The following is a 24,052-nucleotide window of genomic DNA, read 5'->3' on the forward strand; positions in this document are numbered from 1 at the left end:
CTTACAATAAATGCCCCTTACTACACAATATAAAACTATGCAGCAGGGGCATACAATTCAATACTAGATCAGCTTACAGCACTTGTATTTGAATTACAATTCACTTCTTGTCGAAGCTAATTTACCATAAGCTTGACCTGACATTTTAGTATTACTTGTGTTAAAAGTAGCGTAGAATCTTCCAGTAGGCCAAGCTGAACTGCTAATCCAACTAAAAGTATCTCCCGGGGCTATCCTTACCTCAGTTCCACTCATAACCGAACCACTAGATGAGTCTTTGTGTACGGCGAATTTAATCGTTTCGGTACCTGTATTCCTCACCCATAACTTAACATAACCCATTCCCGCAGGGATAGAGAAAGACGCTTCTGATTGTTGACCGCCCAATGTCGTATCAAACGCGGGCTGTGTGGATTGAGGAGTGATAATATGATCCCCTGTTGTTGGTGTATTCACATCGATCGATGTGTTTGCAGATTGGGAAGCTGCTGTTGTGTCAGTTGTAGCTGGTGCAACATCGGTCGTAGCTGCGGCAGAAGCAGTTAATGGAATTGCAAGAGCTAAAGACAAAACAGATACTACAGAAGCTTTTTTAATATTTTTCATGTTCAGAAACCTTCTTCCTTTTAATTTTTTGTACCTGCGTACTTTATCAATCAAATTGATTATGTAAAAAATCTATTTATGCCTTCCTGATCAATAAAGTTTTTTACAGGTAGTTATCTACGTTTACATTATAAGTCTTTTATTGTAATTATTCAACAATAAAATGGATTTACATTCCATATTGTTATTTAAGGCACGCTGCGGAATTGAACCGCGCAAGGGTTCTGTCCGGGTCTGTATGATGTTTCCGCTGGTTAACTGGTTCCTTGCCGCCTGCGCGTGCCATAAATCCCCGGAGTGGTCCGGGGAGTGACTCTGGATATTGCTGAATTACAGGAGCTCTGCTGCGAGCTGCTTGAGAACCAACGGCGTTGGGATGAGCTGGCCGTCACCTTTGTTGCCCTTGACGTAAGCATTGTCCTCATAGGCATAATATACAACGCCTTGCCCCTCAACGACTGGATAGCCGCTCTCGTCGTCAGTCAGGCTTGTTTGTACGTGCTTGCCGTGCTGCGAAGCATGCTCCTCATCGTGTAAGCGCAGGATACCGTCCTTACTCAAAAATGCGAAACGTGGTTTTGTAGACATGTTTTATTCCTCCGGATATAGTTTATTAGGAAAATGGGCAACAAAAAAAGGACCGACGCATTCGCCAGCCCTTCGTCTGTTCCCTTCATTTCCACGCTATCAATATACCACGGTAAAATCGTCATGTGGTCTTCAAAATATCCCGATATGCCCCGAAAAACACCAGTTTGTCATCAAAATTCTCTCCGAATCTCTTCAAAGAATCCCATGACCTTCAGCGTGTTTGCGATGGACTCAATCCCGTCATCGATCCGGCGATCTACCGTACTATGAGCAACCCCTCGACGCATAAACAAAATTGTTTCCTTGCGGCTATACCCTTGGATGAAACGGATATCAATGGCCTCCTTCACTTCTGAATCAATGATTAACCAATGTGCTCGGCTGATCATTGATGTGAATTTACGGTATTGGTTATATACCCATTTCTGCTTTTCATCCAGAATCGTGGCGTTGGCCGTCTTGTCCGCATGCAGATCGGTCTGATCTATCCGACGAGCTGCCTCACCATCAATGGCCACCTGAGCCATTTCACGTTGATAGTTTTCATAGTCAGACATAAACAGAGTCATCAATTTATATTTGCTGAGGTAGAACTCGGTCTGTTTGATTTCTTCCTTCGATGCTTCAGCGAAAAGTTCCCCTTGTCCCCACGCCATCGCCATTCCCCTCATTCCCCTTTGTCATATGATATAATGTCATGAGGAATGAATAGTTACTGTAGACCCCCGCGAGCCCGGCCAAGGAATGCGGGGGTTGTTTGTATTACTCCGGGATGCATGTCCTACAAAAATCATGCCACTCAGCTTGACAGTCTTCCAAGCTCCATCCTGCCACAAGATCAGCAGGATAACCGTATTCTATCAATAACTGACGATAATCTTTCATCACTGTCTCCCCCAATACGTAGATGCCATACAAAGTACGATAAACATGATTGTTACCCATAGAATGTTCTTATCCATGAAATCCCACACAGTCATAATGTGCTGCTCCTTTCACGACTTTTCGGTGCGTACTTATTAAGGTCCTTCGCTTTTATGCTCCGCATAACCAACTCATGGGTGACTCGAATTTTCGGGATACCCAGTTGCTTGGCGATCTCCGACCGAGGAACCCCGTTCCAATTCATTTCCCAAATGCGGCGGCTGATCTCCGGCGACAACCGCATGTGCAGATCAGCCATGATCAGATCCGGTGTCTCTACTAGCTCACCATCGTAATTTGAGGGCTTAGCTTCTTTTATGGTGCCTCCGGTACGATATTGGCGCTTAATCATATGAAAGTTCCTTTCTGAGTGCCATTGGTGTAATTGACAGCGCGGCGTATCCTTCCGGTACAAATGGAGCGCCACGCAAGATATGCGTTACAACGAAGCTGCTAGAGCGCCATGTAAAACGGTTAGCCTCCGCGTCCCACTCATTAAGATGGAGAACATCTCCAACAGCAAACTCACGATCATCTTCCCTCCGAATTTCAACAGTCTTACGTTTCAATGGATTGAAATGAGTCACAGCTTCATAATGCTCCGGCAGAATTTTAAGATTGTGTAAGGTCATTTGAATCACCCGTCACTACATCGAATAAATCCGGTGTAATAAACGTTCCTTTTAAATGTTCTGGTGAAGTGACTTCGTATAATGTACATGGCTCATAGAAAGCATGACGTACAATAATTTCGGTCCCTTCTTCCATTGTTTCTCCCGACAGCAGAGAGGTGACATGCTGGTTTACTATGGCCTTCATTGCTTGTCCCCTCCTTGGGGAGCAGCAAAGTCGAATACTTCAACTTCGTTGCCCTCTGGTGTAAGAATGAGTCGCCCTTTTCCAAGAGTGCCCATGAGCCCGTATGCCGCCCAATTGCATCCTTTGCTTTTATCGATCCGACCAATGCATCTTTGATAGGAGGTATTGGCAGCCTGGTCTTTTTCAAGTCCGGCATCAACAAAATCTTTTGGCGATTGAACACCGCTGCAAGCAGGACAAACAAATTTCCATTCGCTTGCTTTATCTCCGAACAACTCTATAGCTTCCGTTCGCCATTCTTCCAATGTTTGTTTGATCATTCCGTTCAACTCCCCGTATTTTTGATTAGCCTGTCTTACAGAATTTTATAGCCTCCGAAACTAACCGCTGTGCATAGTCCACATTCGGTGGCTCCTGATAGAGAACTGCTTGAATGTCTTGTAAGTGAAGGAACATACGCTCCGCTATCCCGGCTTGCTGGCGGTCGGCTGCTGCGGGGTCATATCCCAGTAACCGTATTGCCTCGTCCAGCTCAACACGCATATCCATTAGCCGCTGCACCGCAGCGTTAACGTTCGCCAAGGTTCACACCTCCAAAGGGCCGAAGTCCCTATATATTCAAACTCAATTGCCCAACCTGTCCCGCTGCAATCGGGTTGATCCAAAGGACTTCAGTCCGGATCCGTCCGGCTTCTGCCTTGACTACCTTTGTCTCTTTCCGCCATCCGCCCAATGATTTTTCATATAGGGGATGCTCATACCCGCTCAATAGAACAGGCCCGGGATGCTTGATCAATGCGTTCAGCAGCACGATATGATCCTCATCGTTCATTTCAACTTTGTACATTCGCTTGCTACGAGTAGAAAGGAGATAAGGCGGATCAGCATAAACAAGGACTTCGGGACGTTTGTAACGCTCCAGCAGCTTAACGGCAGGCTGACACTCGATTTGAACATTCCTCAGCCTGTCAGTAACCTGCATGATCTTGTCCGGTAACAGTTGCCAATCCCGAGCAGGATGTGGCGCGTTCAAATCTATGATGTGGCGCCATCCGGTCCGGTCACTGGTCTTTCCTCCTCGTGCCATCCAACAGCGAACTAAAAAGCGTCTTGCACGTTCAACGTTACTACCTTCGTTTTCATAACCTTTGTAATACTCAGCTCTAGCGTATGGAGTCCAATGAATAAGTCTGGCCAGTTCTTCCGGCTGGTCCCGAATAATCTGAAAAAGATTGGACACTTCCCCATCCAGGTCATTCACCGTTTCAAGTGAAGACCTTCCTTTATTGAAAAGCACAGCTCCGCTTCCGAAAAACGGCTCCAGGTACGTTGTGTGCGGTGGCATATTACTGATAATCCAATCAGCCATGCTCCATTTGCTGCCGGGATAGTGCAATATGCGTGGTGCTTTCAAATTACAGCCGCCTCCTTTCGCGGCCTACCCCTTCGCTCAGCCTCTTCATCATCCCAACGATATATGAAGCCGTCTGGAGCAAGCTCACTTTTCACCTTTCCGTTACACCGATCTATGATTGTTTGATAACTCATGAAGTTCTCACGAGCTGCACATCTTGCGCTCCTGTATATCTCCACGACTTCCTTCTCGCAAGAAAGCTTCATCACCGCTTTACGTGAGCCGCCGCCTGTCTTCTTGCCTAATTCCTTTCTGGAAATATAGCCTAAATTGTTGATCCAATTGTCCAAGCGATTACCATTCTTGTGATACACTACCTGACCCTGTGCCGGTGGAGACAAAAATGTCCTCTGCATTAGCTTGTGAATGCGTTCCTCTTTGCGGCTACCATCAGGACCAGTTAGACGCACAACATATATGCCTTTCTTGAGCGTAGGTATCAAAGGAGTGGGCTTGGACGATTTCCATAAGCGCCGAACATCCCCACGGTGATTGATTTCGTAATTGGGATAGCCAGGGATTCCTTTATATTGACCATGCTCTAATTTATCTGACATGGCATCGTTCCTCCTGACCGAAAGCTCACCTTGTTTTCAACTCCAGAAACTGCATGCTAGACAGTTCTCCAATTCGATATTCAGCTTGGACCAAATCTAACAACCCGAGCATCTGAAAGCTATGAGCTATCTTTTTTATCGCTGCCCTTCTGCGGTCAGCAAACGTACTACCGCTAATTGGATATATGTCGCTCCGGTAACCTTTCTCCATATACGACTGAGCTGCAAGATACCTCATACCCTTGATATACAGGAGATCCAATATAGTTCGCTCGTATGGGTTAATTACGTTATTGATGGTAGTCTGTATAATTTTAGAGAGCGTTTTGTACAGGAAGTACCACTCTGGACGTTTATATTTAAGGATTGTGGCCCTCGTTTGCCTAACATAACCTTTAGAACTCTCATAACTACTCAGAGAAATGCTGGACTTTACAGCAAATTCATAGTCTCCAATTATCCTGATCATCTCGGGATTTATCGAAAGCAAGTATTCTGCCTTGTTAAGTTCTTCAGCAGAAACTCCAACATGCTCACCTGATACGTTCTTGAGAGCTTTATTCAATTCAACAATTCTTATTTGTGCCAAGACCAACACCCTCCTTTCTCAACGTGGGATATATTTAATCCGAACGTGCAGATCTTTTAACGAAAAATTACGATCAGTTTCTAGGCAATAGTCCTGCATTATGACCAATCCGAGACAGCGCCCACCGATCACCATCATCATTCTGGACAAGATATTCAATAGGCTCGCCGGAAGTAAGTTCACGTCCATGGAAGGAGTAACGTCCGTTCGACTGTTTTATCAGCACGCCTTCATCGACAACTTCGGCAAACGTCTGAACCAGCAATCGGTTCGCATCATCCAACATGTCACCGATGCGATAAAACATCCCCCGCAAATACATGTCTTCCGGATCATTTCGGTCGTAATGGGACGTCCAGCTTTCCTCCGCCTGAACAATCATGCTAGTAATCTTCTCGATCCGTGAAAGCAGGTTTTCCAACTCCATATGGATCTGATTTTTAATAGATTCACTCATGAATATCTTCCTCTCCAACTGAAATAAGATCGTATGTTCCGTTTATAGAATGCAGGTGGCCACCGTAGCCCGTTAGGGTAGGGGCCACGCTGCTTTATTAAGGGAACGGCTTACGCCGCTCCACCATTTTTCATTTGTTTAGCAACCTTTTTCTTATAAGCAGACCATTTTGTAGTGAGCTGGCCGCTGGTCAGGCCAATGCTTGTTGCAATCTGCATCCATGTCTTGCCCTCTTCCCGACGCTGCTGAAGCAATGTAGGGAAATCCACAGTGATGTCCTCAAAGGTTGGACGAGCCTTCAAAATGTAGTTCTCCAGCTCATCCTTATCGACTACCGGCTCGGAATCTGTGTCAGTAGCAGGATTTGAGTCGTCTTCTGGCTTGTTGTCGTCCTTAGATTCATTTTCTCCAGTCTGCTCGGACAAGTCAGTATTAGCACCTTCTCGCTCCTCCTGCTGATCGTCATTTTGTTGATCATCCGGCTGACCTCCTACTAACTCATCAGCTTTCGGCGGTACCGTATTGACTTGGCCTTTGCGCCATTCATCCCACTTGGCAGCCATTGGCGCGACCCGCTTGCGGTATTCATCCACCATAACCACAAACACGCCTACACCCATACCGATATCTGCAGCTATTTTCAGATAGGTATCTCCACTGGCCAAACGATCTGTAATTTCCAAAAAGTCATACGGCATGTCGTCAAAGCGTGGCGCCAGACCGCTGAGTATAAAATCCTGAATAATTTCAAGGTCAATTTGCTCTGGATCAGCTTTAACCTCCACTTTCTCAGGAGGAAGCCCAAGATCCATGGAGAGCTGCTCTCCTTCCGGCTTCGCTACTGATACCACACCACCATCATCCACGGTGTATTTCGTGATTGGCTTGCCCGTTCTGGCATTCTTCAAAACTTTGTATGTGACAATCTGTGAATCCAAACCTCCGATAACTTTAAGCTCCAGCATGCTTTGAAGCGTATTGTATTGGCCGTCCAGCTCAGAAGCTGGGATACTGATTGTAATTTCCGTTTCTTCCGATGACTTGAGATTGATCTTTTTAACCGTACCTTTGAAATTTATATAGCTCATCTTTAAGCCACTCCCTTAATGAAATTTTGATGATAGGCCCAGCAGAGTGCGATAGCGTCTGAAGGATCAAAAAGGCGCTCCCTCACGTCCCCAATTTTGTACTTGCCCCGTGGATCATTCTTCTTGTACAGAACAGGAACCGCAATTTCGTCATAGTCCAGGTCAAAGAGCATTTGCATTTCAAGAGCAACTGTTTCTTTATCCGCATTCCCTTTGCCGGTCTGAATTTTGAGCTCTGGAGGACGGATGCCCACAATCGGCTTACCCAAATGCATCGCAGCTAAGGAAACTGAAGTATACGCCCCAACAAGTGCTAACACACTGTTGGCATTTTTAAAGTGAACCGGACGCTCCAGTACAATTAATTCCGGTTCTTCCTGCTCGATCAGTCGGAATGTGTCCTGATAAATGGCATCCAGAACCCCAGGCATTGTAATTGCTGAAAAGTCCCTCAATCCAAAGTCTATCGGCTCACCGTTTCGCATTGTGGCCCAACCAGCAAAATTGGTGCCGTGGTCAATCCCCATAATCTTCAAAGCAGCTTCCCCCTCTTCTTGCGCTTACGTGACTGCTTGACCAACAACATACTATGATCAAGGACAAACACTTCACCCAGCACCTTGCCGCCTTCGTCTCGGACAGTTTGCCTTATCCGAGTTTGATACAGTGAGTCTTTTATCTGACGTCGCATGACCTGTCCCTTCCTGTGATGGGCCAGTTACCAAGAATCAAGCCAAACTCAGCCATTCCTTCAGCTAGCTCGGTCTGATCGATGTCTGGCAGCTCCTCGAGTAATTCCGACTCGCTCGGCACTTGTCCAGTCCGTAAATAGCGGTGTTTCATGTATTCAAAGATTGTCCAGCGGCTCCACGGACTGCCCATCAAGCCCCCCGCCGAATGACCCGCTTTTTAAGACCGGATTTGCTGATTAGCACCATTTCCAAATCCGTGTCCAGCACCACCAACCATGTGCCAGGCTTTAGCTTCCATGCCTTCATTTCCTCTTTCTGGCGGCGGGTCGGCCGCGATGGCCGTGTCTGTTTCCCCATGTTCGTTCCTCCCCTATGCGATTTGTTGTGTCTCTTTCTCAAATCTGAGTTTCACCAGCCCGGTAGGGCCATTACGTTGTTTTGCGAGGTTGATTTCCAAAATACCTGGGTCCGGTGTGTCAGGATTGTAGTATTCGTCCCTGTACAGCAGCATGATATCGTCAGCAACCGCGCTGATTGCCGCACTGCCTGATAAGTCCGAAACGAACGGCCTTTTATTCTGCCGGCTCTCCACATCCTGCTTGACCTGTGATAAACCGATCAATGCACAATCGCAATCCTTTGCAGCTTTCCGTAGCTTCTGACATACCCGATGCAATCCAGAACCGCTGTTGTCGTTGCGTTCAGCAGGCTCAATCACTTCTTGCAAGTAATCTACGATGACCAAATCAAGTCCTTCTTGCCGCTTCAATCGGCGCATTTCAGAACAAATGTACTCAGCAGTCACCCCGCGACTGTCGTCGATATGAATTTTTCGTAAAAACTCCATCTGCGTAGAAATGCGCTCGATCTGTACTGACTTCAGATGGCCTGAACGTATCGCCTGCAGAGGAATACTGCATAAATTAGCGATCATCCTGTTATAAATCTGTGCTTTGGACATTTCCAAGCTAAAGTCCGCAACCTTATGTCCCCGCTGGGTAGCCCGCATCTTGATTTCATTGGCAACCGCTGATTTACCCATACTGGTCCGAGCGCCAATGACAATCAGGTTAGTACGCTGGAACCCTAGTGTCAGCCGATCCAATGCTGACCAGCCCGTCATAATGCCAAGAGCTCGGGCAGGGTCCTGTGTTTTAAGCACCAAGTCCTCATACCACTGGATGATGTCGTCCACAGTGGTATCTTCCCGCAAAGCTTTCGGCCGGATATCCAAAGAGCGCTGTTCAAATTGATCCAACAATTCCTCAAATCCACCCGCTGACATATCCATGAATTTTTCACGGTACTCACCAACCAAATCCAGTGCTTTACGACGAGCATCGGTTTCAATGAGCTGCCTGATATTCTGCTCCAATATGGAAATTGAGAAGGCTGAGCTAGTTAGTTCGGAAAGGTAGGAAACTCCCCCCACCTTCTCCATATGCTTTTCAAACACCGTTACCAATCTGGTCATGGACAGCTCCTGCCCCATCCGGTGTAGTTCTTGGATCATCTTCAATAGGTTTCGATGCCAAGGGTGTGTGAATAAGCTTGGTTCAAGCGTGACCGCAACTTCGCCTACCAGCGTAGGGTCCAGAAAAAAAGAACCTAAAATTTCGACCTCAAGTAACTCCGTATTCAGCAAGTCGCTTTTCATCTGCCTTTCTCATCAAAATCGTAATAGGATCGTCTTCCTGAATATTCACTTCCGATGGTGAAGCCCGATCTGTCCGGCGGTCTGTTTCTGGCCCCCCGCGTTTACGGTATCCTTCCAGCGTACCCCGGACATAAGCCAGGCTCTTTTTATTCTGCCGGACGGATTCACGCATAGCTTTTAGCAGCCACTCTCCGCCATAATCGTCAAACAAGACCCCAAGGTCCTCGGTTTCAAACTGGGTAACCTTCCCTGCATCCGTAAAATTGTTTTCGTAAGCACGGTAGATATAGCCAAAGGAATAGTCTGAAGGAAGACGACCACCGCCTCCGTTCTCTGTACCTATTCCCTGTAAAGTATCTAAAGAAGTAGTAGTGTTTTTTTTAATAATTGCTTTAAAGATTGTTTTAGAGAGCCAAAATCCCTTGGTACTACTGGAGAAATCACGTTTCACACTTCCCTTTTTAGGAAGTCTAAACTTCCTTTTTCGGGAAGTAACTTCCCTTTTTAGGAACTGACTTCCCATTTAAGGAATCGTTATTCACTTCCCTTTTTGGGAAGTCGCTTCCCTTTTCAGGAAGTTTTTTTGATAAATTTGGTGATGTATTTTCGATATTTAAACGAACCAATTCATTCATTTTTCGAGAGTCGAACGCAGATACTGTTTCAATCTCCCACTGGTCAAAATGCTTATTAAATTGGTAGGCATTTAGTGAAGGTTCTCTGAATATCACCTTGCATTCGACCAACGTGTCCAATGCTTCTCGGATATAATTTTGACGAACACCGCACAATTCAAAGTCCTTTAGTTGTGGAATGATTGCCGATGGCTTCCCACACCCCCAACTCAGCGTAAGAATAAAATCAATGATGTTTCGCTGCCGCTGAGTGAACTTCCGCCGGATCAGCTCTCGATGTATTTCGTGTGATATTCGTATGTGCGCGTCCGTAGGCTGAGGATTGACACTGGAATCCACCGGCTTCACCACCTAATCTCTTGCGATTTTTATATAAATACCGTTCGCTTCTTCACGCCGCCCCGAATCATTTACAAACTCTGCTCCCTATCATCCCGCAGAAATATATAAGGGTACTTAGCTCGGACTGTCGTCCAACCTGGATAACCTCGCGCGAAGTATTCTCGTACCTCACGCTTAAAAGCTTCCGGGTCGGATTCCTTGATTCTCCAAATGTGTTCACCGATCATGCTGCGCAACAGCGGTTTACCAGTGATCGCATCTATGTTGCTCATTCAAGATCTAATTCGTCCTGGCCCGATCCAGCATCAGGTTGCTTCGGATCAGTGTCATTCGACGGATTATCATCACCTTCATTCGGAACTTGCGGCATATCAAAAGTAAATGGTTCATCGTTCGGCGTGATATCCTTCCGCACCGTCTCATCTTTCGTTACCGCAGAAGCGATTTCCACACTGATAGGAAGCCATTTCCATCCAGACCGAACAACCGTCTTTTTGCACATCTCGGTGTAATCCGTTACCCATGGCCCTTTACTAGATGCTTTCGAACGCTTCTTATGCTCCTCAATCTCGCTGATCGGCATGTAATGGATAAAATGACCGCCGTCATTAAACTTGGCAACCATATAAGCCCCAATGATCTTCCCTGACTCGGCAGGTTGAGCGTCCTTGCGCAAAAACCAAGGGATGTGTTTTAAGTTTTCCTCTAGCCCATACGTCAGTTCAATGAAATCATTTTCATAGACTTCGTGAGCGGCAATAGATTGAATATTGCCTGACCGCCGCGCCAGATCAATCATTCCCTTATATCCAATAATGAACGTTGCTTCCGTTCCGTATGGAATAATGTAGCAATGACCAATCAACCCTGGCTCAAGCCCAAGTTGCGCAGCCTGCATAACTGCCCCCATTAATGAAGGGATGGAACACTCTAATAACTTAGGTGTTGTACGAATTGTAGTCAGGGCAATTCGACTGAGACGTTCAATATTCATGTGCTTGGGCATGGCCTCAGCAATTTGGTACTCCATCTTTTTCAAATAAGCTGCGATAGTTTGTGAGGGGGAAGGAGCAGGAGCGTTATTCGCCCCAGCCGCTTTATTTTGGAGCTTGTTTTCCAGTGATGCTCCTGTACTGCGTTGTCCTGCCATAATGGCCTCCTTATTTCACCAAGAAACGTCGGGATGACGTGGTGTTTGCGTATTTTTCATAGATGTGTGGCTGCTCCTGCTTTAAGCGTTTAGTGTCCAGGCGCGTCATATTGCTGGATTTCCATGTAACCAAAGGCTCACCGTTGTAGGTGGCAACCTCATTTTCGCCAATGGTAGCCTTCAACTCGTTTTCAAGCCGCTTGACCTGTTCCGTAGCCGCTTGTGCGTCCTCTTTGGCGGCAATGAGCTTGTCCACCAGTAAGGCCTGCTCTTTCTCCAGCGTAATTTCTGTCGCAGGACGAGAGGCAGGATACAAGCGGTTCAACAGATCGGTTGACGCATCACTACCATCCACCATCGGTGGAACACGTGAAATCACATGATTGTTCCAAAACTCGTCCTCGATCTGTATGAGAGAATCAATAATGCCCTCATTTCGCTCGACCAGCTTGTATTGGAATTTCTGGCCACCGATCAAAACAGCGAAGTACCCATAATCCACACCAAGAACAGCCATGTAATGTTGAAGCTGAATGGCGTACTCATCAGGAACCTGATCGTCGGCCCATTCGGCCAGCTTATAGGCACTGGCCGTTTTACATTCCAGAATGCCGATACCACGGCCACCCTTATCCAAAATCAGACGGTCCACGTTACCCAACATAAATTTATGTTCAGGGTGCTGATAAAGCTTGTTACTGCGTTGCACACGCAATCCGGTTTGATTCATAAACTCACGGGCGACCAAATCTTCTAACTGATTGCCCCAGTATGCTGCCTCTCCCGGCTCGTCCGGTACAATCTGATCCGTTTTCTCAAGAAACACACCAACAGGTGATTTATACCGATTCAGTCCAGCGACAGCAGAAGCGTCAGAACCGCCGATACCCCGTTTACGCAGTTTCAGCCATTCATCCCGATCAATTCCCTTTGTGACAGCAGCTACATTCATAGCCATATGCCTATCGCTCCCTCTTGTTCGGTAAGCCCCCATCTGCTACGATAGGGGCAAGCAAATATTTTGTTTTCAATGTACTGAGATGACCCGTTGCAGCGGGTCATTTTTCATTTTCATCATGTTCCGCGATCTGTCGGTACTCGACGATCACAGGTGCATTCTCAATGCTGACGATAAGCTCATCATCTTCATCTAAAATATGAAATTCAGAATGGACATTATTTTCATACTCCGTACCGACTTGCTTAATCTCAATGACTTCGCAGCCGTTTTGCTCCGTCCCAACTTCAAAAATTCTTGTTGGATTAGAGACAACGGTCAAACGTTGAATAACTTGCACAAGGTCCCCTCCCTTCATATGTACTTTCAAAGCAGACTGGATTCGAACCAGTAGCCAGGCGCGCTCCGTCGTTTTCCGCCTGATACTCTCACCATCGCGTGTACACGTACCATCGTGCCTCTGCTTTGAGATGCGTCAGCCGCATCTTCCGACGCCGTACGGGAGTTGGTTATGAAACCGTCCGACGCCGGAAGACAAGGCCGACATGGCCTGTCCGTTGCCAGCTTGTCATAAATTGCTGGCTACATGTTTCCGAAAACCTTCAATCGTTCCTCTGCTGGTAGAATCTTTAAGCTTAGCAAAGCATTATTCCATTGAAAGTATGCTTCGACTCGTTCCTGTTGTAGCTTCTGAAATTCAGGTGATACCACGGAACCGCCCGCCTGCAAAAAAGCATCTATTGCATCCGTATTGGCTTGTGTTCCGGCCTTCTTGTCCATAAAATTTTGAATGAGACGTTCAGACAATTGCTGTGTCATATACGCTCACCCTTGCTTTCTTCCACAGAAGGAGATAAAATGAGCAGCACAAGAGACTTTAAGCGAGTTCTCAAGTCGAGTGTCCGCCCTAGCCGGCGGGCATTTTTCATTTCACAGATTTCTCTTTCCAAAAACCAATCCCACGTACCATCCACTAACTGGTTGACTTCCAAGCGATTTCGCATTGCTTCGAGCTCAATAATCCGCTGCTGTACAATTTCCATTCGATCCCCTCATTTCATATATTTTTTAGCCTTCAGATCAGCGCGGTGTTCTTTCCACGTCGCCAGCCACGAAAATGAATACTCCTTACATAGAACCGCAGCAAAATGAGTAAGAGCTGTAATAGCTTCAACCGTCTCCATTAGCAGACGCTTCATGCTCTGGCGCTCAGAATCAGTAAGCTGGTCAGCCGTTTTGCTAATTGGAACCTCAGCAGATAATGTAAGAACCTCCCTCATTTCTTCAACCGTCTTGAACAGTACGCTTGCCCTATGTAGGTCTACATTGTCCAGCCAGGGTGCAAAGGCTCCGCCTGTCACTTCCCCGGCTGCTGCAATGAAGAGTTGGCCGTCGTCATAATGCTCTGCTGCTTGCTGCATGACCTCCTTCGATGGCTTTCGGGAACCATTGATGATCTTTCCAATTAGTGAAGCATCTACGTGGGTAGCTTGTCCGGCTGCGTTGCGCGTTTCACCCCGTCGTTTCAAAACTTCTTGAAGATTAGAACCAAATTGTCCGATTGACACTTACAAATCCTCTCCTTTGTCCGATTCTCACGTTTATTACGGACAGAGGGCTGATGTAGTATTAAGTTGTAAGTTCTTCCCCCATATCCCCTCAGCCCGCTGGAGCCGGTACAGCCCGGCGGGTTTCTTCTATTCATACCGCTCCTGATTTGTTTTGCTTAATCCATTCCAATGGCTCCGGCCAGAGAACTCGTTTGCCGCGAGCACCGCCGATGTTATATACAGGAAAGCCCGGCTCTTCGACCATGTCATAAGCCGCCTGCTTCCGAATTTTCATTCGTCTTGCCATTTCAGGAACCGTGATGATCTCACCATTGGTTTGATTCAATTAGTTCAACTCCTTTGTAGCCTCTCTCTCCCAAACTTCTGATAAAATGGGATTGTCCAGATCACATTTAGAAGAAGAAAGGAAGTGAAAAAGCTGTGAATAAATATGCACTTAAATTGTTAGAAACCGCATATAAGAATTACCGACAGTCAGGTATAGCTCGTGCTGATGTACGCGGAAGCAATGTTGAAGAGATTGCGTACTATTTCAATGCTGCTGAATTCTTAGTTGAACAAGACTTCATTACTCCTCTTTCCAACAACATTGGCTATGACAGCATTGATCTTTTTAACTCTGTCATACGTTATGAGCTTACTGAACTTGGATTACAACATGCATTCACTAAGTGGGAGAATTAAGCTTCACCGGAAACGAAAGTGTCAAAACACACTCAAGTTTCTGTTTATGCAACACAATATTTTTGAAGTGTTTGCGTAAGTCTTCTGGTGTCATTTGTTTAAACTCTTCAAGTAACAGTTCACAGAGGAATTGGGACTTTTCCTCATCGTTGCCCAGTTCCTCCTTGTATTGGGCCGCTAAGAACGTGTCCAAAACTTGGCGGATGTCCACCTATCCCACCTCCTTTGCTACAGAATTACTTCCTTCACTCAAAAATTCGACAACGGGTACATCAAGAGCTGATGCCAGCTTATTCAATATCGTGAGCGTAGGTTGCTTCGTTCCAGACTCCAGATAATGAATATGGGATTGCGACACTCCTGAGCGATTAGCTAATTCCTGTTGTGACCACTCTTTTTCCATCCGCAATTTTTTGAGCATGTTCATCTCTTCACCTCCGTGATTAGAATCTATCACTAATATGATAATTATTCAACACTATATTGATAAATCCTCGTAAAAAAATGTGGTATTATCACTATTAAGATATGTTTTTGAAATGAGTGATTCCATGGATGTTTCCCAGCGCTTGACCCAATTACGTGAATCTTTGAAGTTGAGTAAAAACCAACTTGCCAAGCGATCCGGCGTTTCGCAATCCTTCATCAGCTATATTGAGTTAGGACAACGGCAACCCACCTTAGATGTTATTGAACGTCTGTGCCAAGCATTAGGCATTACTGTTATACAATTTCTTCAAGAGTCCGAAGATGACTCACTTTCTCCTGATCTGCTCCAACTGATTGAAACAGCCAAGAAACTTACTCCGGAGCAACGAAAATCCCTTAACGACCTTTTGCAATCTTTTCTTCACAATTGATCAACAAAGTGTTTATTGCCCCCTCACGAAGCAATTCGTGAGTGAGTATCGGGTGAACTCAAGGAAACCTAAGTTCTATAGAATATGGCAATCTTGAGCCAAGCCGAGGGAATTTCGCTTGTGTACCTCGGAAGGTGCAACGCATAGACGGTGAGGACGATTACCAATAATCCGCCCACGAGCGCCCGACATCCCTTGCGGATGATGATGTATGCTGAACTGCATGGAAACATGTAGAGGTGTCGGATAAAAAGCCGATACGATAACAACCTTGATCTTCTCTGCCGGTAAAGCAGCTAAAGACGCAATAAGTATTCTTGGGGGTGATTCGGCCATGAAGGATTTGATGGGACAAACGAATCGTATCCAAGAATCTATGGAGCAAGCTGGTCTCTTAAGTAAAAAGACAGCTACTTTCTTCGACGGCATTGTTTCTACTAAATCCGCTTCATTCTTAGGCGATACAGCAGACAGCGGTAAAACAACACTTTGTTTCCATGCAGCTCAGTAAACACCACCATCAAAACATGAAAAAAGGATGTGATCGTTCATGGCACAGATTAAGGACTGGACCATCGCCACCAGCGGGAACCGTTCAGAAATCTTCACCTCTGAAAAAGGAGATAGGTTTTTGATTAAAGATGAACAAGACGATGTTGCCTTTATAAAACAAGGTGGAGAAAACATCGTGATCCAAAACGGTTCAATAAGCGTCATCATTGATGATGCTAATAAGAAAATAACAATTTACCGTTAAAGACTATTCTCCTCCACACGTAGTCGAGTGTGTTTGAACTTGTTCTTAGCATCTTCGAGAACACACTCGGCTTCCTCTATCGTGAGACTACGTTTAGCTAGCGTGTTCAAAACTTCAAGAGTGGCCTGCTATTGATCAAAATTGTCCACCTACCCCACCTCTTTGTTTATGAATTTACCATTTTGTTCTTTAAAGGAACATTTATCTTCAAAAAAATTTACTCCATGAAAAATTTAATACTTCAGCAATAGATTTTGCCGCTAATACCGAAGGTGTTTTATTACCATTTTCAATATTGGTGTAATAACTACGTGAGATCCTTGCCGCGCAAGCTACTTGTTCATGTGTCAATTGTGCAATCTCACGGTATGTCTTGAGCCATGTTCTCACTGTATCCCCCCCCCCCCCCTCGACTTGTTCCTTTAGGAAACTTAATAATGTGATTATATGTTACTAAAAAGAACAAGTCAACACTTATTTATACTGATAGGAACATTCATTTTAAGTTTCTTTTAGGAACGATATAATGTGGTATAAACAAATATAATCAAATAATTAATCTACCACCATCCAAGTAGCAATATCCGCTTTTCGCTTCATGTAACGAGGATGGAGTTGTATATACAAATATAATAATAACTCGAATAACTTACTTTTCCTTTTGATATATCTGTTTATGTTACGTTCTCGTTCAAAATATGAATACAAAGTTGGTGTGAACGTGCAAGTTTTTGGAAAAAGGCTGAAGGCTGAAAGAGAACGATGTAAATTAATTGACCCTAAATGGACTCAAGAGTATGTAGCTAATCTTTTAGGTGTGGCGAGGTCTACTTATACGGCTTACGAGAATGGTACAAAGCAACCTTCTATGAATACCTTAGCTAAGATTGCTGATACTTTTAATGTGAAAGTTGATTATCTATACGGCCGTTCAAATGATCCCAGTTCAGATTCTTCCCTTTCTCCACCTTCAGCTAAAGAAAATCTTTTTGTTAAAGATATGGAGCTAACTGATCAGGAACTGTTGAATAAGTATAATATTACTGTTGATGGCAAGACATTAACGCACGACGAAGCAAAAGATTTTATTGCTTTTGTTCGTTCAAAACGTTCTCTAAAATAGGCTTTAATTCATCAATAGGTATTTGCAGAATTTTTAGGATTTCTTCCGCCTTAACTTCAATTTTTTTATCGTTCAAAGTTAACACTTCCAGTGTCTAATTTTTTTTGCTCTCTAATTTACTAATCGATTAGATAATGACAACCTCATAACCAAAAATAACTCTGCGAGGCATGATCATGGCCATTAAACCTGGTCGTTGCCTGCTGAAGCAAAGATTGCGCGAAATTCGAAAAGATCAACAATGGTTAAGTGAAGTGACCGGGATTACCAAATCTCAAGTATCCGAGTACGCCAACAACAGGCGCTTGATGTCCCTAACAACCGCTATGAACATCGCAGCGGCCATTGGTTGCCATATTGACGATCTTTATGAGCGAATCGAATTCAGCAGCTCTGAGTGACCCTACGTCACTCTTGACCGGGCAATAGTTCGCGTTATAGCGAACTATTCATGCCGATCTTACCGTGCAGGTTCATATATATTTACATTTTGTACGCTCCTCTTACAGGAACGTGAAATGAAACATATATTGTCGAATTGATGGAGATTATGTTGTACATTGCATTACAAAACTAACTGTAGCATGATCAATTGGTCGGAGTCTGTCGAATTTTAGTGCGATCAAGCCAATTTCAAAGGGGCTTAAACCATGTTTAAGGGGGATTGACAAGCCTATAGTTTAGTTCTTATTCGTACAAAACTCCCATCATCAAAGATTATTTTGCTACCATGAGCATCCGTTTCAGTACGTCTAATCAGGTTCTCGTTTACAACTGTTGAGCGATCATACGACTTGAAACCATACTTGGCATACGCCTTTGAAACGTCCTTTAACGTTCTTAAGCCTATGTATGAGCCTGTTGAGGTATGGTAGGCAGGACATAATTCCTTACTCTTTGTTGGCTGCCACAAATCAATATAATTCACATCGTATAGCGAAATTTCGACAAAATCCGCGTTTGTGCCATCTCTATCGTGAATTTTTACACACGTTACTATCATGCTGACTACTCCTGTTGTTTTTACTTCATGATAGAACAGCATGTAAAAACCTACAAAGTATTACAAAATTAAATTCATAATTCGATAATAAATTTAACAAGATAAAATGAGCAAATTCCCAGCCGATGGGGTCATAAAAGGATGTAAAGAAAGATGTTCTATTCATTATTAATTGCAGTCAGTTCAGCTTCCTTTGTTCTTTTTCTCCTTTGGGGAATAATTTCTCTAGTCAGACGTACTAAAAAAGCTAGGTGGAGTTTTTTAATCTCTCTTTTGAGTTTAGTAATACTCTTCATAGTTACACCTAGCGATGAGTCTAAACCAGTATCTAAGGGGGACTTATCTCAATCACAGGATGATGTATCTTCTAAAGTAAGCACTGAGGATGGTGAAAGCACACCTTCATACAGTGATACTGATAAAAAAACTGCCCTTCAAATTGAAAGCGTCATTTATAAATATCAAAAAGAAATGGACCCTTATGAGCGGCGTGGCGCTGAGGTTTTTGACATGATAAAGGCTGATGAAATCGATGATTCTGCCATTTATAAAGAAATTCAACAAGTCAACGATAAATATAAAGAAACCAAAACAAACATTAATTCCATAAAAATTCCTGACGGGTTACATAGTGATCTAAAGGACGACTTGGAAAATATCTTGAAAAGTTTAAATGGATACTACACTTCCCGATCTTTAGCAAATGGATATCTCTCAAAGTACGTTAAAGAGTCGGATGAAACACACATAGATACAGTGAACCAGCAACTGATGTATGCCAAAGATTTTTCAAGACAGTATAAGATGTATGTAACTATGCTATTTGGAAAAACAGGGTTGCCTGATGACTTAAAAGAGAGAGAATAACAGAATAAATTTCCAAACGCTTGGATTTTAGATACAATAACATTTACCACTCATATAAACCTAAAGCCCTTTTCTGGGCTTTTATTTTAAAACAAAAATAGAACATACATTCTCAAATCCAATCAGGAGGTTCATCATGAGAGGGCATATAGCCAAAAAAGGTAAGAAGTATTATATAGTGATCGACTTGGATAAAGATGAAGTGACCAACAAAAGAAAACAGAAGTGGTTATCAGGATATGATCGAAAAAAAGATGCTGAGAAGGCGCTGCCTGGGGTTTTAACCAATTTTCAAAAGGGAACCTTTGTAGAACCTACAAAGAAAACATTCGGTGAGATTATGGAGACTTGGTTGCGTGATAAGAAGACATCAGTAAAGCATGGTACATGGAAATCATATGAATGGCTCGTTAACACTCATATTGTTCCCAATCTAGGAAAAATACAAATAACAAAATTAAAACCACAACATTTTCATGATCTGTACCATAGAACTCTGTTACCCAAATTGTCTGTTGGGTCAATAAAGAAAGCCCATGTTTTAATTTTAGATGCATTGAATCGAGCAGTGACTTGGGGGATTATATCTCAAAATGTGGCTTCTTCTGTTGCCCTGCCCCAAGGAAAAAAGAAAAAATTCGAGGTCTGGAATGAACATCAATTAAAAATATTCCTCGATGCTGCATCTGAAGATCAATACTTCCTGGCGTTCGAGCTCGCTGCCTCTACTGGCATGCGTCAAAGTGAGATACTTGCACTACCGCGAGCAGAGGTAGATTTACAGAGGAAAACGGCTTCGGTTCGACAAGCTTATACCATTTCTGAAATAGGACATGATCTTGATGATACTAAAAATGATAGCAGCATTCGCTCCATCGCACTGTTTGCTAATACCACTAGATTTTTGGAGAATCACTTTAGAAAGCAAGAGCATGAGCAAGCCAGAAATAAGCTATATAATGATTCAGGTCTAGTAATTCAAACGAGTGTGGGAACGCCTCTCGGACCCCGAAATCTAATGAGACATTACTATCGTATTTTGGACAGAATTGTAAAGGAACATCCCGATTTTCCTCGGATCCGTTTCCACGATCTGCGACACACTCATGCAACCCTACTTCTCAAAGCTGGTATCCATCCAAAGATCGTTCAAGAACGACTCGGACATTCGTCTATCAATGTAACTCTGGATACCTATTCACATGTTCTTCCGAATCTCCAAGAAGCAGTGTTAAAAAACATTGGCGATTCAATTACAGGAGAGAGCATTAGCACTAAAGAACCCACTTTACTAGACTAAAGGTTAGAAGAATGTTAGAAAAATGCTCACTCCAACAAAAAAGCGCGACCTCCAAAAAGCTTGGAAGCCGCGCTGTGCTTGTGTTTGTAAGGATGCTGGTGAAGGGAATTGAACCCCCGGCCTACGCATTACGAGTGCGTTGCTCTACCCCTGAGCTACACCAGCAGGTCAGTGTAACTGACAACAAAAACTATTATACTCTTAGTTACATAAAAATCAATCACTTACATCAACTTTTTCAACTAGGATTTGGATTTAGTTCGGTAACATTTCCTGTCGCGGTACCAGATAGTTTATCTGCGACGGAACGGAGCTTTTGGTGACTGGAGGAAGGCTTGTCACGGCGATCATCAATTTTGACCGAGGTGGAAACGCGCTTGGCTCCAGACAGGAATGGCGCTTCGTGCAGCGCAGCAATGGCGGTGAACACATCGTCCAACGAACCTTCAATAATCGTACTCATGGAGGTAAGCTCATAGGTAATTCCTTTTTGCGTCTTCAACACTTTTTGCATCTGGGCAACGTAGTCGCTCAGGCTTGTACTCCCCGTTCCAATCGGGATCACTGTCACTTCTGCAATAGCCATCGCCAAGTTCCTCCTTTAATTTTTTCACAAAAAAAGTTCATATGTATGCTGCTTGGTTCTGTAGGAAACATCTTCATCAATCATTGTACCGTTCAAACAGCCTCAATTCAAATACAGCCCGCGACTTCTCTGCATATTTTGATTTTCCATTCCTTTTCCTTTACGTATGGCTTCGAATGTTGCTATAATACTCCTTGCACTTATTTGAAATTTTAAGTTTATAAACACAATATGTTGGGTTAAATATTCATAACACGTCTAAATATAGTGATGTAGCCGATAAATCGTACGGGAACCATCTTTTCCCCCTTCATTGGCAGATGCATCGCTATTTCTATGTTATTGGATTACATACAGCCCCCAAATGCTGTCTGACCATCGCTTTTTTCACCATTATCTTCTCATCATGATCATCTTCATGCCTATTCCCAGAGTATAAATTCCAAATCAGGAAAGCGAGGAATTAATCCCATGCCACAACTCGTAACGAAACCAAATAACCGCCAGTTGGCTTTTGATGAAATACGTATTTCCGTATATGCCGACCGTGTGCTCAGCGGATTGGACAAGCTGGATAAAGATCGTCTGATTCGCGGTGTGGTCAGCAAGCTGCGCCGGGACGAAGTCACGGGCGACGAAATCAGCAACGCGTTTGCGATGGCTGCGCTTGAACTGGTCAGCAAGGAAGAACCGGACTGGAAATTCGCCGCTGCGCGCGCTTTGCTCACTTCCTTATATAAAAAAGCGGCCACTCACCGCCGTTACAAATCCTATGCGGACGAGCCTTACGGCGCTTTTTATCCACTGATTACCGATTTGATCCAAAAAGGAATTTACCGTCAAGAACTGCTCGACTACTACACCAAGGAGCAAATTGACGAGCTGGGTGCATCCATTTTGCCGAAAAATGACCTGCTGTTCGATTACATCGGGCTGTTGACGCTGTCCGAGCGCTATTTGGCGAACGATTTTGACGGACGCGTAATGGAGTTGCCGCAGGAACGCTACATGATCATCGCGATGTACCTGATGCACAAGGAGCCTGCCGACAAGCGGATGGAGCTGGTGAAGGAAGCTTACTGGGCGATGAGCAACATGTACATGACGGCGGCTACACCAACCATGTCCAATGCCGGGAAAAAGGTCGCCGGACAGCTCTCCAGCTGCTTCATCGACACCGTAGACGACTCGCTGGAAGGCATTTTCGATTCCAACACCGATGTAGCCCGTCTCAGCAAAATGGGCGGCGGCATTGGCGTATACCTCGGTAAAGTACGGGCACGTGGCTCCGACATCCGTGGACACAAAAATACAAGCTCCGGCGTCATCCCGTGGATTCGCCAGCTGAACAATACAGCGGTCAGCGTAGACCAACTGGGTACACGTAAAGGCGCGATTGCCGTCTATCTGGATGTATTCCACAAAGATATTCTTGCGTTCCTCGATCTGAAGCTGAACAACGGTGACGAGCGCATGCGTGCGCATGACGTGTTCCACGGCGTATGTCTGCCCGATCTGTTCATGGAGCGGGTGGAAGCACGTGGCGAATGGAACCTGTTCTGCCCACATGAAGTGAAGAAGGTCATGGGCTGGAAAGATGACAACGGCCGTCCACTGGGACTGGAGGATTTTTACGATGAAGCCTTTGGTACAGGCTCCTTCCGCGAGAAGTATGAGGAAGCGTCACAGCATCCAATTCTCTCCCGCATTACGGTGCCTGCTATCGACATCATGAAGCGCCTGATGAAATCGCAGCTGGAAACAGGTACGCCGTACATGTTCTACCGCGATACAGTAAACCGTGCGAACCCGAACCGCGCCCATGGTATGGTATATTCCTCCAACCTGTGTACGGAAATTATGCAAAACCAATCGGCGACCGTGGTGGAAAAAGAAGAATTAGTCACCAAGGACGGACAAACACGCATTGTCATTTCCAAAATTCCTGGCGACTTTGTCGTCTGCAACCTGAACTCCATCCATCTGGCTCGCGCTGTTCCGGCAGGTGTGCTGGATCGTCTCGTACCGATTCAGGTACGTATGCTGGATAACGTTATTGATATTAATAATATTGAAGTGCTGCAAGCACAATATACGAACAGCCAATATCGCGCAGTCGGTCTGGGTACGTTCGGACTCCATCATCTGCTCGCACTCGAAGGCATCCGTTGGGAATCCGATGAAGCGGTAACCTATAACGATCATTTATACGAAAAAATTAACTATTTGGCTGTAAAATCGAGCATGGAGCTGGCGAAGGAAAAAGGCCGTTATGCCAAATTTGAAGGCTCTGACTGGTCTACCGGGCATTATTTCACATCCCGTGGCTATACGGACGGTACGCATGAAGGCCAATTTGTCACCACGTCCGAGTGGAGTGAACTTGCGGAAGAAGTTAAACAAAACGGTGTTCGCAACGCATGGCTGTTCGCCATTGCGCCTAACGGTTCCACCTCCATCATCGCAGGTTCTACGGCCAGCATTGATCCATTGTATGAGCTGCTTTCCTATGAAGAGAAAACAACCTACAAGATCGCTAACCCTGCACCAGACTTGAACGAAAAAACGATCTGGTACTACAAAACAGCTTTCCTGCTGGATCAGCATGCTTCGATCAACATGGCCTCTGCCCGTCAGCGCCATATTGATCAAGGCCAAAGCTTTAACCTGTATGTGCGCCCGGATATCAAAGCTACGGAGTTCCTGGAACTGCACATCCATGCCTGGAAATCAGGTATGAAATCAACCTATTATGTACGCAGTCGCGCACTGACGATTGAAGAATGCGATAGCTGTGCATCCTAATATAAAGAAGGAGAGAA

General features: G+C 44.7%; 40 protein-coding genes and 1 tRNA gene. 9 read left to right on the forward strand and 32 right to left on the reverse strand.

Features of this window, described 5'->3' with window-relative positions; all coding sequences use genetic code 11:
* Positions 1–93: 93 nt before the first annotated feature.
* The 26 genes from ACQ4MX_RS12085 to ACQ4MX_RS12210 form a co-directional block, all read right to left on the reverse strand.
* A complete protein-coding gene (locus tag ACQ4MX_RS12085; RefSeq protein WP_431090818.1) occupies positions 94–606 on the reverse strand; it encodes a hypothetical protein in 513 nt (170 codons plus the stop codon).
* 330 nt (positions 607–936) lie between these two features.
* Positions 937–1,194 (reverse strand): hypothetical protein, encoded by a 258-nt coding sequence (locus ACQ4MX_RS12090; protein WP_431090819.1) that lies wholly within the window; start codon positions 1,192–1,194, stop codon positions 937–939.
* A gap of 173 nt (positions 1,195–1,367) precedes the next feature.
* Entirely contained in the window at positions 1,368–1,859 is a 492-nt protein-coding gene (locus tag ACQ4MX_RS12095) for a hypothetical protein (RefSeq protein ID WP_431090820.1), read from the reverse strand.
* Between the two features lie 314 nt (positions 1,860–2,173).
* Positions 2,174–2,473, reverse strand: a complete 300-nt coding sequence (locus tag ACQ4MX_RS12100; protein ID WP_431090822.1) for a hypothetical protein — start codon at positions 2,471–2,473, stop codon at positions 2,174–2,176.
* Positions 2,466–2,753 (reverse strand): DUF3850 domain-containing protein, encoded by a 288-nt coding sequence (locus ACQ4MX_RS12105; protein WP_431090823.1) that lies wholly within the window; start codon positions 2,751–2,753, stop codon positions 2,466–2,468. Before ACQ4MX_RS12105 ends, ACQ4MX_RS12100 begins: the two co-directional genes overlap by 8 nt.
* A complete protein-coding gene (locus tag ACQ4MX_RS12110) occupies positions 2,734–2,940 on the reverse strand; it encodes a hypothetical protein (RefSeq protein WP_431090825.1) in 207 nt (68 codons plus the stop codon). Before ACQ4MX_RS12110 ends, ACQ4MX_RS12105 begins: the two co-directional genes overlap by 20 nt.
* The gene (locus ACQ4MX_RS12115) at positions 2,937–3,260 is read right to left on the reverse strand and encodes a VVA0879 family protein (protein ID WP_431090826.1); all 324 of its coding nucleotides are present in this window, start codon (positions 3,258–3,260) and stop codon (positions 2,937–2,939) included. The genes ACQ4MX_RS12110 and ACQ4MX_RS12115 overlap by 4 nt, the downstream gene beginning before the upstream one ends.
* A gap of 25 nt (positions 3,261–3,285) precedes the next feature.
* Positions 3,286–3,522 (reverse strand): hypothetical protein, encoded by a 237-nt coding sequence (locus ACQ4MX_RS12120; protein WP_431090828.1) that lies wholly within the window; start codon positions 3,520–3,522, stop codon positions 3,286–3,288.
* Positions 3,523–3,550: 28 nt separating this feature from the next.
* Positions 3,551–4,354 carry a DNA adenine methylase gene (locus ACQ4MX_RS12125; RefSeq protein WP_431090830.1) on the reverse strand — a complete coding sequence of 268 codons (804 nt, stop codon included), beginning with the start codon at positions 4,352–4,354 and terminating at the stop codon, positions 3,551–3,553.
* A complete protein-coding gene (locus ACQ4MX_RS12130) occupies positions 4,351–4,911 on the reverse strand; it encodes a hypothetical protein (RefSeq protein ID WP_431090832.1) in 561 nt (186 codons plus the stop codon). The genes ACQ4MX_RS12125 and ACQ4MX_RS12130 overlap by 4 nt, the downstream gene beginning before the upstream one ends.
* A 25-nt stretch (positions 4,912–4,936) precedes the next feature.
* Positions 4,937–5,500 (reverse strand): hypothetical protein, encoded by a 564-nt coding sequence (locus ACQ4MX_RS12135; protein ID WP_431090834.1) that lies wholly within the window; start codon positions 5,498–5,500, stop codon positions 4,937–4,939.
* A gap of 73 nt (positions 5,501–5,573) precedes the next feature.
* Positions 5,574–5,957 (reverse strand): DUF5348 domain-containing protein, encoded by a 384-nt coding sequence (locus tag ACQ4MX_RS12140; protein ID WP_431090835.1) that lies wholly within the window; start codon positions 5,955–5,957, stop codon positions 5,574–5,576.
* Positions 5,958–6,067: 110 nt separating this feature from the next.
* Positions 6,068–7,045, reverse strand: a complete 978-nt coding sequence (locus ACQ4MX_RS12145; RefSeq protein WP_431090837.1) for a hypothetical protein — start codon at positions 7,043–7,045, stop codon at positions 6,068–6,070.
* Positions 7,046–7,047: 2 nt separating this feature from the next.
* Positions 7,048–7,572: a crossover junction endodeoxyribonuclease RuvC gene (locus ACQ4MX_RS12150; RefSeq protein WP_431091318.1), complete on the reverse strand. Its 525-nt coding sequence runs from the start codon at positions 7,570–7,572 to the stop codon at positions 7,048–7,050.
* Positions 7,573–7,926: 354 nt separating this feature from the next.
* Entirely contained in the window at positions 7,927–8,094 is a 168-nt protein-coding gene (locus tag ACQ4MX_RS12155; protein WP_431090839.1) for a DUF6906 family protein, read from the reverse strand.
* A 13-nt stretch (positions 8,095–8,107) separates the two neighbouring features.
* Positions 8,108–9,394, reverse strand: coding sequence for a replicative DNA helicase (locus ACQ4MX_RS12160; RefSeq protein ID WP_431090842.1), 1,287 nt, complete (start codon positions 9,392–9,394; stop codon positions 8,108–8,110).
* Positions 9,360–9,845, reverse strand: a complete 486-nt coding sequence (locus tag ACQ4MX_RS12165; RefSeq protein ID WP_431090844.1) for a DnaD domain protein — start codon at positions 9,843–9,845, stop codon at positions 9,360–9,362. Before ACQ4MX_RS12165 ends, ACQ4MX_RS12160 begins: the two co-directional genes overlap by 35 nt.
* Before the next feature lie 19 nt (positions 9,846–9,864).
* Positions 9,865–10,377, reverse strand: coding sequence for a replication protein (locus ACQ4MX_RS12170; RefSeq protein WP_431090847.1), 513 nt, complete (start codon positions 10,375–10,377; stop codon positions 9,865–9,867).
* A 62-nt stretch (positions 10,378–10,439) separates the two neighbouring features.
* Positions 10,440–10,643: a hypothetical protein gene (locus tag ACQ4MX_RS12175; RefSeq protein WP_431090848.1), complete on the reverse strand. Its 204-nt coding sequence runs from the start codon at positions 10,641–10,643 to the stop codon at positions 10,440–10,442.
* The gene (recT, locus tag ACQ4MX_RS12180) at positions 10,640–11,521 is read right to left on the reverse strand and encodes a recombination protein RecT (RefSeq protein WP_431090849.1); all 882 of its coding nucleotides are present in this window, start codon (positions 11,519–11,521) and stop codon (positions 10,640–10,642) included. The genes ACQ4MX_RS12175 and recT overlap by 4 nt, the downstream gene beginning before the upstream one ends.
* Positions 11,522–11,531: 10 nt before the next feature.
* Positions 11,532–12,479, reverse strand: a complete 948-nt coding sequence (locus ACQ4MX_RS12185) for a YqaJ viral recombinase family protein (protein WP_431090851.1) — start codon at positions 12,477–12,479, stop codon at positions 11,532–11,534.
* 100 nt (positions 12,480–12,579) lie between these two features.
* Positions 12,580–12,819: a hypothetical protein gene (locus ACQ4MX_RS12190; RefSeq protein ID WP_431090852.1), complete on the reverse strand. Its 240-nt coding sequence runs from the start codon at positions 12,817–12,819 to the stop codon at positions 12,580–12,582.
* Positions 12,820–13,061: 242 nt separating this feature from the next.
* Positions 13,062–13,298 (reverse strand): hypothetical protein, encoded by a 237-nt coding sequence (locus ACQ4MX_RS12195; RefSeq protein ID WP_431090854.1) that lies wholly within the window; start codon positions 13,296–13,298, stop codon positions 13,062–13,064.
* Entirely contained in the window at positions 13,295–13,522 is a 228-nt protein-coding gene (locus ACQ4MX_RS12200; protein ID WP_431090855.1) for a hypothetical protein, read from the reverse strand. The genes ACQ4MX_RS12195 and ACQ4MX_RS12200 overlap by 4 nt, the downstream gene beginning before the upstream one ends.
* A gap of 9 nt (positions 13,523–13,531) precedes the next feature.
* Positions 13,532–14,047, reverse strand: coding sequence for a helix-turn-helix domain-containing protein (locus ACQ4MX_RS12205; RefSeq protein WP_431090856.1), 516 nt, complete (start codon positions 14,045–14,047; stop codon positions 13,532–13,534).
* Positions 14,048–14,180: 133 nt separating this feature from the next.
* Entirely contained in the window at positions 14,181–14,375 is a 195-nt protein-coding gene (locus ACQ4MX_RS12210; RefSeq protein WP_431090857.1) for a helix-turn-helix transcriptional regulator, read from the reverse strand.
* 95 nt (positions 14,376–14,470) lie between these two features.
* Here ACQ4MX_RS12210 and ACQ4MX_RS12215 point away from each other — a divergent pair, with 95 nt between their 5' ends.
* A complete protein-coding gene (locus ACQ4MX_RS12215; protein WP_431090858.1) occupies positions 14,471–14,734 on the forward strand; it encodes a hypothetical protein in 264 nt (87 codons plus the stop codon).
* Here ACQ4MX_RS12215 and ACQ4MX_RS12220 read toward each other — a convergent pair.
* Together ACQ4MX_RS12220 and ACQ4MX_RS12225 are read right to left on the reverse strand one after the other, a co-directional pair.
* Complete coding sequence (locus ACQ4MX_RS12220; protein WP_431090860.1) at positions 14,718–14,945, reverse strand: hypothetical protein; 228 nt, start codon at positions 14,943–14,945, stop codon at positions 14,718–14,720. The genes ACQ4MX_RS12215 and ACQ4MX_RS12220 overlap by 17 nt on opposite strands.
* Entirely contained in the window at positions 14,946–15,161 is a 216-nt protein-coding gene (locus ACQ4MX_RS12225; protein ID WP_431090862.1) for a helix-turn-helix domain-containing protein, read from the reverse strand.
* A gap of 112 nt (positions 15,162–15,273) precedes the next feature.
* Between ACQ4MX_RS12225 and ACQ4MX_RS12230 the strand changes: the two genes are divergently transcribed.
* The 3 genes from ACQ4MX_RS12230 to ACQ4MX_RS12240 all read left to right on the forward strand — a co-directional run bounded on the left by ACQ4MX_RS12230 (position 15,274) and on the right by ACQ4MX_RS12240 (position 16,351).
* The gene (locus ACQ4MX_RS12230) at positions 15,274–15,594 is read left to right on the forward strand and encodes a helix-turn-helix domain-containing protein (protein ID WP_431090864.1); all 321 of its coding nucleotides are present in this window, start codon (positions 15,274–15,276) and stop codon (positions 15,592–15,594) included.
* 334 nt (positions 15,595–15,928) lie between these two features.
* Complete coding sequence (locus ACQ4MX_RS12235; protein WP_431090866.1) at positions 15,929–16,105, forward strand: hypothetical protein; 177 nt, start codon at positions 15,929–15,931, stop codon at positions 16,103–16,105.
* A 39-nt stretch (positions 16,106–16,144) separates the two neighbouring features.
* On the forward strand, positions 16,145–16,351 hold the full coding sequence (locus ACQ4MX_RS12240) for a hypothetical protein (protein WP_431090867.1): 207 nt from the start codon (positions 16,145–16,147) through the stop codon (positions 16,349–16,351).
* Positions 16,352–16,558: 207 nt separating this feature from the next.
* Here ACQ4MX_RS12240 and ACQ4MX_RS12245 read toward each other — a convergent pair whose 3' ends face one another.
* On the reverse strand, positions 16,559–16,741 hold the full coding sequence (locus ACQ4MX_RS12245; RefSeq protein WP_431090868.1) for a helix-turn-helix transcriptional regulator: 183 nt from the start codon (positions 16,739–16,741) through the stop codon (positions 16,559–16,561).
* Positions 16,742–17,027: 286 nt separating this feature from the next.
* Here ACQ4MX_RS12245 and ACQ4MX_RS12250 point away from each other — a divergent pair, with 286 nt between their 5' ends.
* Together ACQ4MX_RS12250 and ACQ4MX_RS12255 are read left to right on the forward strand one after the other, a co-directional pair.
* Positions 17,028–17,474: a helix-turn-helix domain-containing protein gene (locus tag ACQ4MX_RS12250; RefSeq protein WP_431090869.1), complete on the forward strand. Its 447-nt coding sequence runs from the start codon at positions 17,028–17,030 to the stop codon at positions 17,472–17,474.
* Positions 17,475–17,650: 176 nt separating this feature from the next.
* Positions 17,651–17,875, forward strand: coding sequence for a helix-turn-helix transcriptional regulator (locus tag ACQ4MX_RS12255; protein WP_431090870.1), 225 nt, complete (start codon positions 17,651–17,653; stop codon positions 17,873–17,875).
* 272 nt (positions 17,876–18,147) lie between these two features.
* Here ACQ4MX_RS12255 and ACQ4MX_RS12260 read toward each other — a convergent pair whose 3' ends face one another.
* A complete protein-coding gene (locus ACQ4MX_RS12260; RefSeq protein ID WP_431090871.1) occupies positions 18,148–18,519 on the reverse strand; it encodes a LytTR family transcriptional regulator DNA-binding domain-containing protein in 372 nt (123 codons plus the stop codon).
* Positions 18,520–18,630: 111 nt separating this feature from the next.
* On the opposite strand from ACQ4MX_RS12260, the gene ACQ4MX_RS12265 reads away from it, so the two are divergent.
* Complete coding sequence (locus ACQ4MX_RS12265; RefSeq protein ID WP_431090872.1) at positions 18,631–19,344, forward strand: hypothetical protein; 714 nt, start codon at positions 18,631–18,633, stop codon at positions 19,342–19,344.
* A 136-nt stretch (positions 19,345–19,480) separates the two neighbouring features.
* Entirely contained in the window at positions 19,481–20,644 is a 1,164-nt protein-coding gene (locus ACQ4MX_RS12270) for a tyrosine-type recombinase/integrase (RefSeq protein ID WP_431090873.1), read from the forward strand.
* Between the two features lie 93 nt (positions 20,645–20,737).
* Here ACQ4MX_RS12270 and ACQ4MX_RS12275 read toward each other — a convergent pair.
* Together ACQ4MX_RS12275 and ACQ4MX_RS12280 are read right to left on the reverse strand one after the other, a co-directional pair.
* Positions 20,738–20,809: transfer RNA gene (locus tag ACQ4MX_RS12275), tRNA-Thr, on the reverse strand.
* Positions 20,810–20,882: 73 nt separating this feature from the next.
* The gene (locus ACQ4MX_RS12280; RefSeq protein ID WP_192512528.1) at positions 20,883–21,230 is read right to left on the reverse strand and encodes an MTH1187 family thiamine-binding protein; all 348 of its coding nucleotides are present in this window, start codon (positions 21,228–21,230) and stop codon (positions 20,883–20,885) included.
* A gap of 471 nt (positions 21,231–21,701) precedes the next feature.
* Between ACQ4MX_RS12280 and ACQ4MX_RS12285 the strand changes: the two genes are divergently transcribed.
* The gene (locus ACQ4MX_RS12285) at positions 21,702–24,035 is read left to right on the forward strand and encodes a ribonucleoside-diphosphate reductase subunit alpha (protein WP_431090875.1); all 2,334 of its coding nucleotides are present in this window, start codon (positions 21,702–21,704) and stop codon (positions 24,033–24,035) included.
* Positions 24,036–24,052 lie beyond the last annotated feature (17 nt).

Source organism: Paenibacillus sp. 8b26 (assembly GCF_050626875.1).
Taxonomy (GTDB): Bacteria; Bacillota; Bacilli; order Paenibacillales; family Paenibacillaceae; genus Paenibacillus.

Coding starts and splice junctions, on each gene's coding strand:
- ACQ4MX_RS12260 (WP_431090871.1), bottom strand. CDS start 18,519: ATGCTGTTCTATCATGAAGTAAAAACAACAGGAGTAGTCAGCATGATA.
- recT (WP_431090849.1), bottom strand. CDS start 11,521: ATGGCAGGACAACGCAGTACAGGAGCATCACTGGAAAACAAGCTCCAA.
- ACQ4MX_RS12110 (WP_431090825.1), bottom strand. CDS start 2,940: ATGAAGGCCATAGTAAACCAGCATGTCACCTCTCTGCTGTCGGGAGAA.
- ACQ4MX_RS12250 (WP_431090869.1), top strand. CDS start 17,028: ATGTTACGTTCTCGTTCAAAATATGAATACAAAGTTGGTGTGAACGTG.
- ACQ4MX_RS12100 (WP_431090822.1), bottom strand. CDS start 2,473: ATGATTAAGCGCCAATATCGTACCGGAGGCACCATAAAAGAAGCTAAG.
- ACQ4MX_RS12175 (WP_431090848.1), bottom strand. CDS start 10,643: ATGAGCAACATAGATGCGATCACTGGTAAACCGCTGTTGCGCAGCATG.
- ACQ4MX_RS12240 (WP_431090867.1), top strand. CDS start 16,145: ATGGCACAGATTAAGGACTGGACCATCGCCACCAGCGGGAACCGTTCA.
- ACQ4MX_RS12235 (WP_431090866.1), top strand. CDS start 15,929: ATGAAGGATTTGATGGGACAAACGAATCGTATCCAAGAATCTATGGAG.
- ACQ4MX_RS12150 (WP_431091318.1), bottom strand. CDS start 7,572: ATGGGGATTGACCACGGCACCAATTTTGCTGGTTGGGCCACAATGCGA.
- ACQ4MX_RS12195 (WP_431090854.1), bottom strand. CDS start 13,298: ATGACACAGCAATTGTCTGAACGTCTCATTCAAAATTTTATGGACAAG.
- ACQ4MX_RS12185 (WP_431090851.1), bottom strand. CDS start 12,479: ATGGCTATGAATGTAGCTGCTGTCACAAAGGGAATTGATCGGGATGAA.
- ACQ4MX_RS12115 (WP_431090826.1), bottom strand. CDS start 3,260: ATGATCAAACAAACATTGGAAGAATGGCGAACGGAAGCTATAGAGTTG.
- ACQ4MX_RS12270 (WP_431090873.1), top strand. CDS start 19,481: ATGAGAGGGCATATAGCCAAAAAAGGTAAGAAGTATTATATAGTGATC.
- ACQ4MX_RS12155 (WP_431090839.1), bottom strand. CDS start 8,094: ATGGGGAAACAGACACGGCCATCGCGGCCGACCCGCCGCCAGAAAGAG.
- ACQ4MX_RS12285 (WP_431090875.1), top strand. CDS start 21,702: ATGCCACAACTCGTAACGAAACCAAATAACCGCCAGTTGGCTTTTGAT.
- ACQ4MX_RS12200 (WP_431090855.1), bottom strand. CDS start 13,522: ATGGAAATTGTACAGCAGCGGATTATTGAGCTCGAAGCAATGCGAAAT.
- ACQ4MX_RS12105 (WP_431090823.1), bottom strand. CDS start 2,753: ATGACCTTACACAATCTTAAAATTCTGCCGGAGCATTATGAAGCTGTG.
- ACQ4MX_RS12280 (WP_192512528.1), bottom strand. CDS start 21,230: ATGGCTATTGCAGAAGTGACAGTGATCCCGATTGGAACGGGGAGTACA.
- ACQ4MX_RS12265 (WP_431090872.1), top strand. CDS start 18,631: ATGTTCTATTCATTATTAATTGCAGTCAGTTCAGCTTCCTTTGTTCTT.
- ACQ4MX_RS12085 (WP_431090818.1), bottom strand. CDS start 606: ATGAAAAATATTAAAAAAGCTTCTGTAGTATCTGTTTTGTCTTTAGCT.
- ACQ4MX_RS12145 (WP_431090837.1), bottom strand. CDS start 7,045: ATGAGCTATATAAATTTCAAAGGTACGGTTAAAAAGATCAATCTCAAG.
- ACQ4MX_RS12095 (WP_431090820.1), bottom strand. CDS start 1,859: ATGGCGATGGCGTGGGGACAAGGGGAACTTTTCGCTGAAGCATCGAAG.
- ACQ4MX_RS12140 (WP_431090835.1), bottom strand. CDS start 5,957: ATGAGTGAATCTATTAAAAATCAGATCCATATGGAGTTGGAAAACCTG.
- ACQ4MX_RS12255 (WP_431090870.1), top strand. CDS start 17,651: ATGGCCATTAAACCTGGTCGTTGCCTGCTGAAGCAAAGATTGCGCGAA.
- ACQ4MX_RS12090 (WP_431090819.1), bottom strand. CDS start 1,194: ATGTCTACAAAACCACGTTTCGCATTTTTGAGTAAGGACGGTATCCTG.
- ACQ4MX_RS12160 (WP_431090842.1), bottom strand. CDS start 9,394: ATGAAAAGCGACTTGCTGAATACGGAGTTACTTGAGGTCGAAATTTTA.
- ACQ4MX_RS12225 (WP_431090862.1), bottom strand. CDS start 15,161: ATGAACATGCTCAAAAAATTGCGGATGGAAAAAGAGTGGTCACAACAG.
- ACQ4MX_RS12130 (WP_431090832.1), bottom strand. CDS start 4,911: ATGTCAGATAAATTAGAGCATGGTCAATATAAAGGAATCCCTGGCTAT.
- ACQ4MX_RS12230 (WP_431090864.1), top strand. CDS start 15,274: ATGAGTGATTCCATGGATGTTTCCCAGCGCTTGACCCAATTACGTGAA.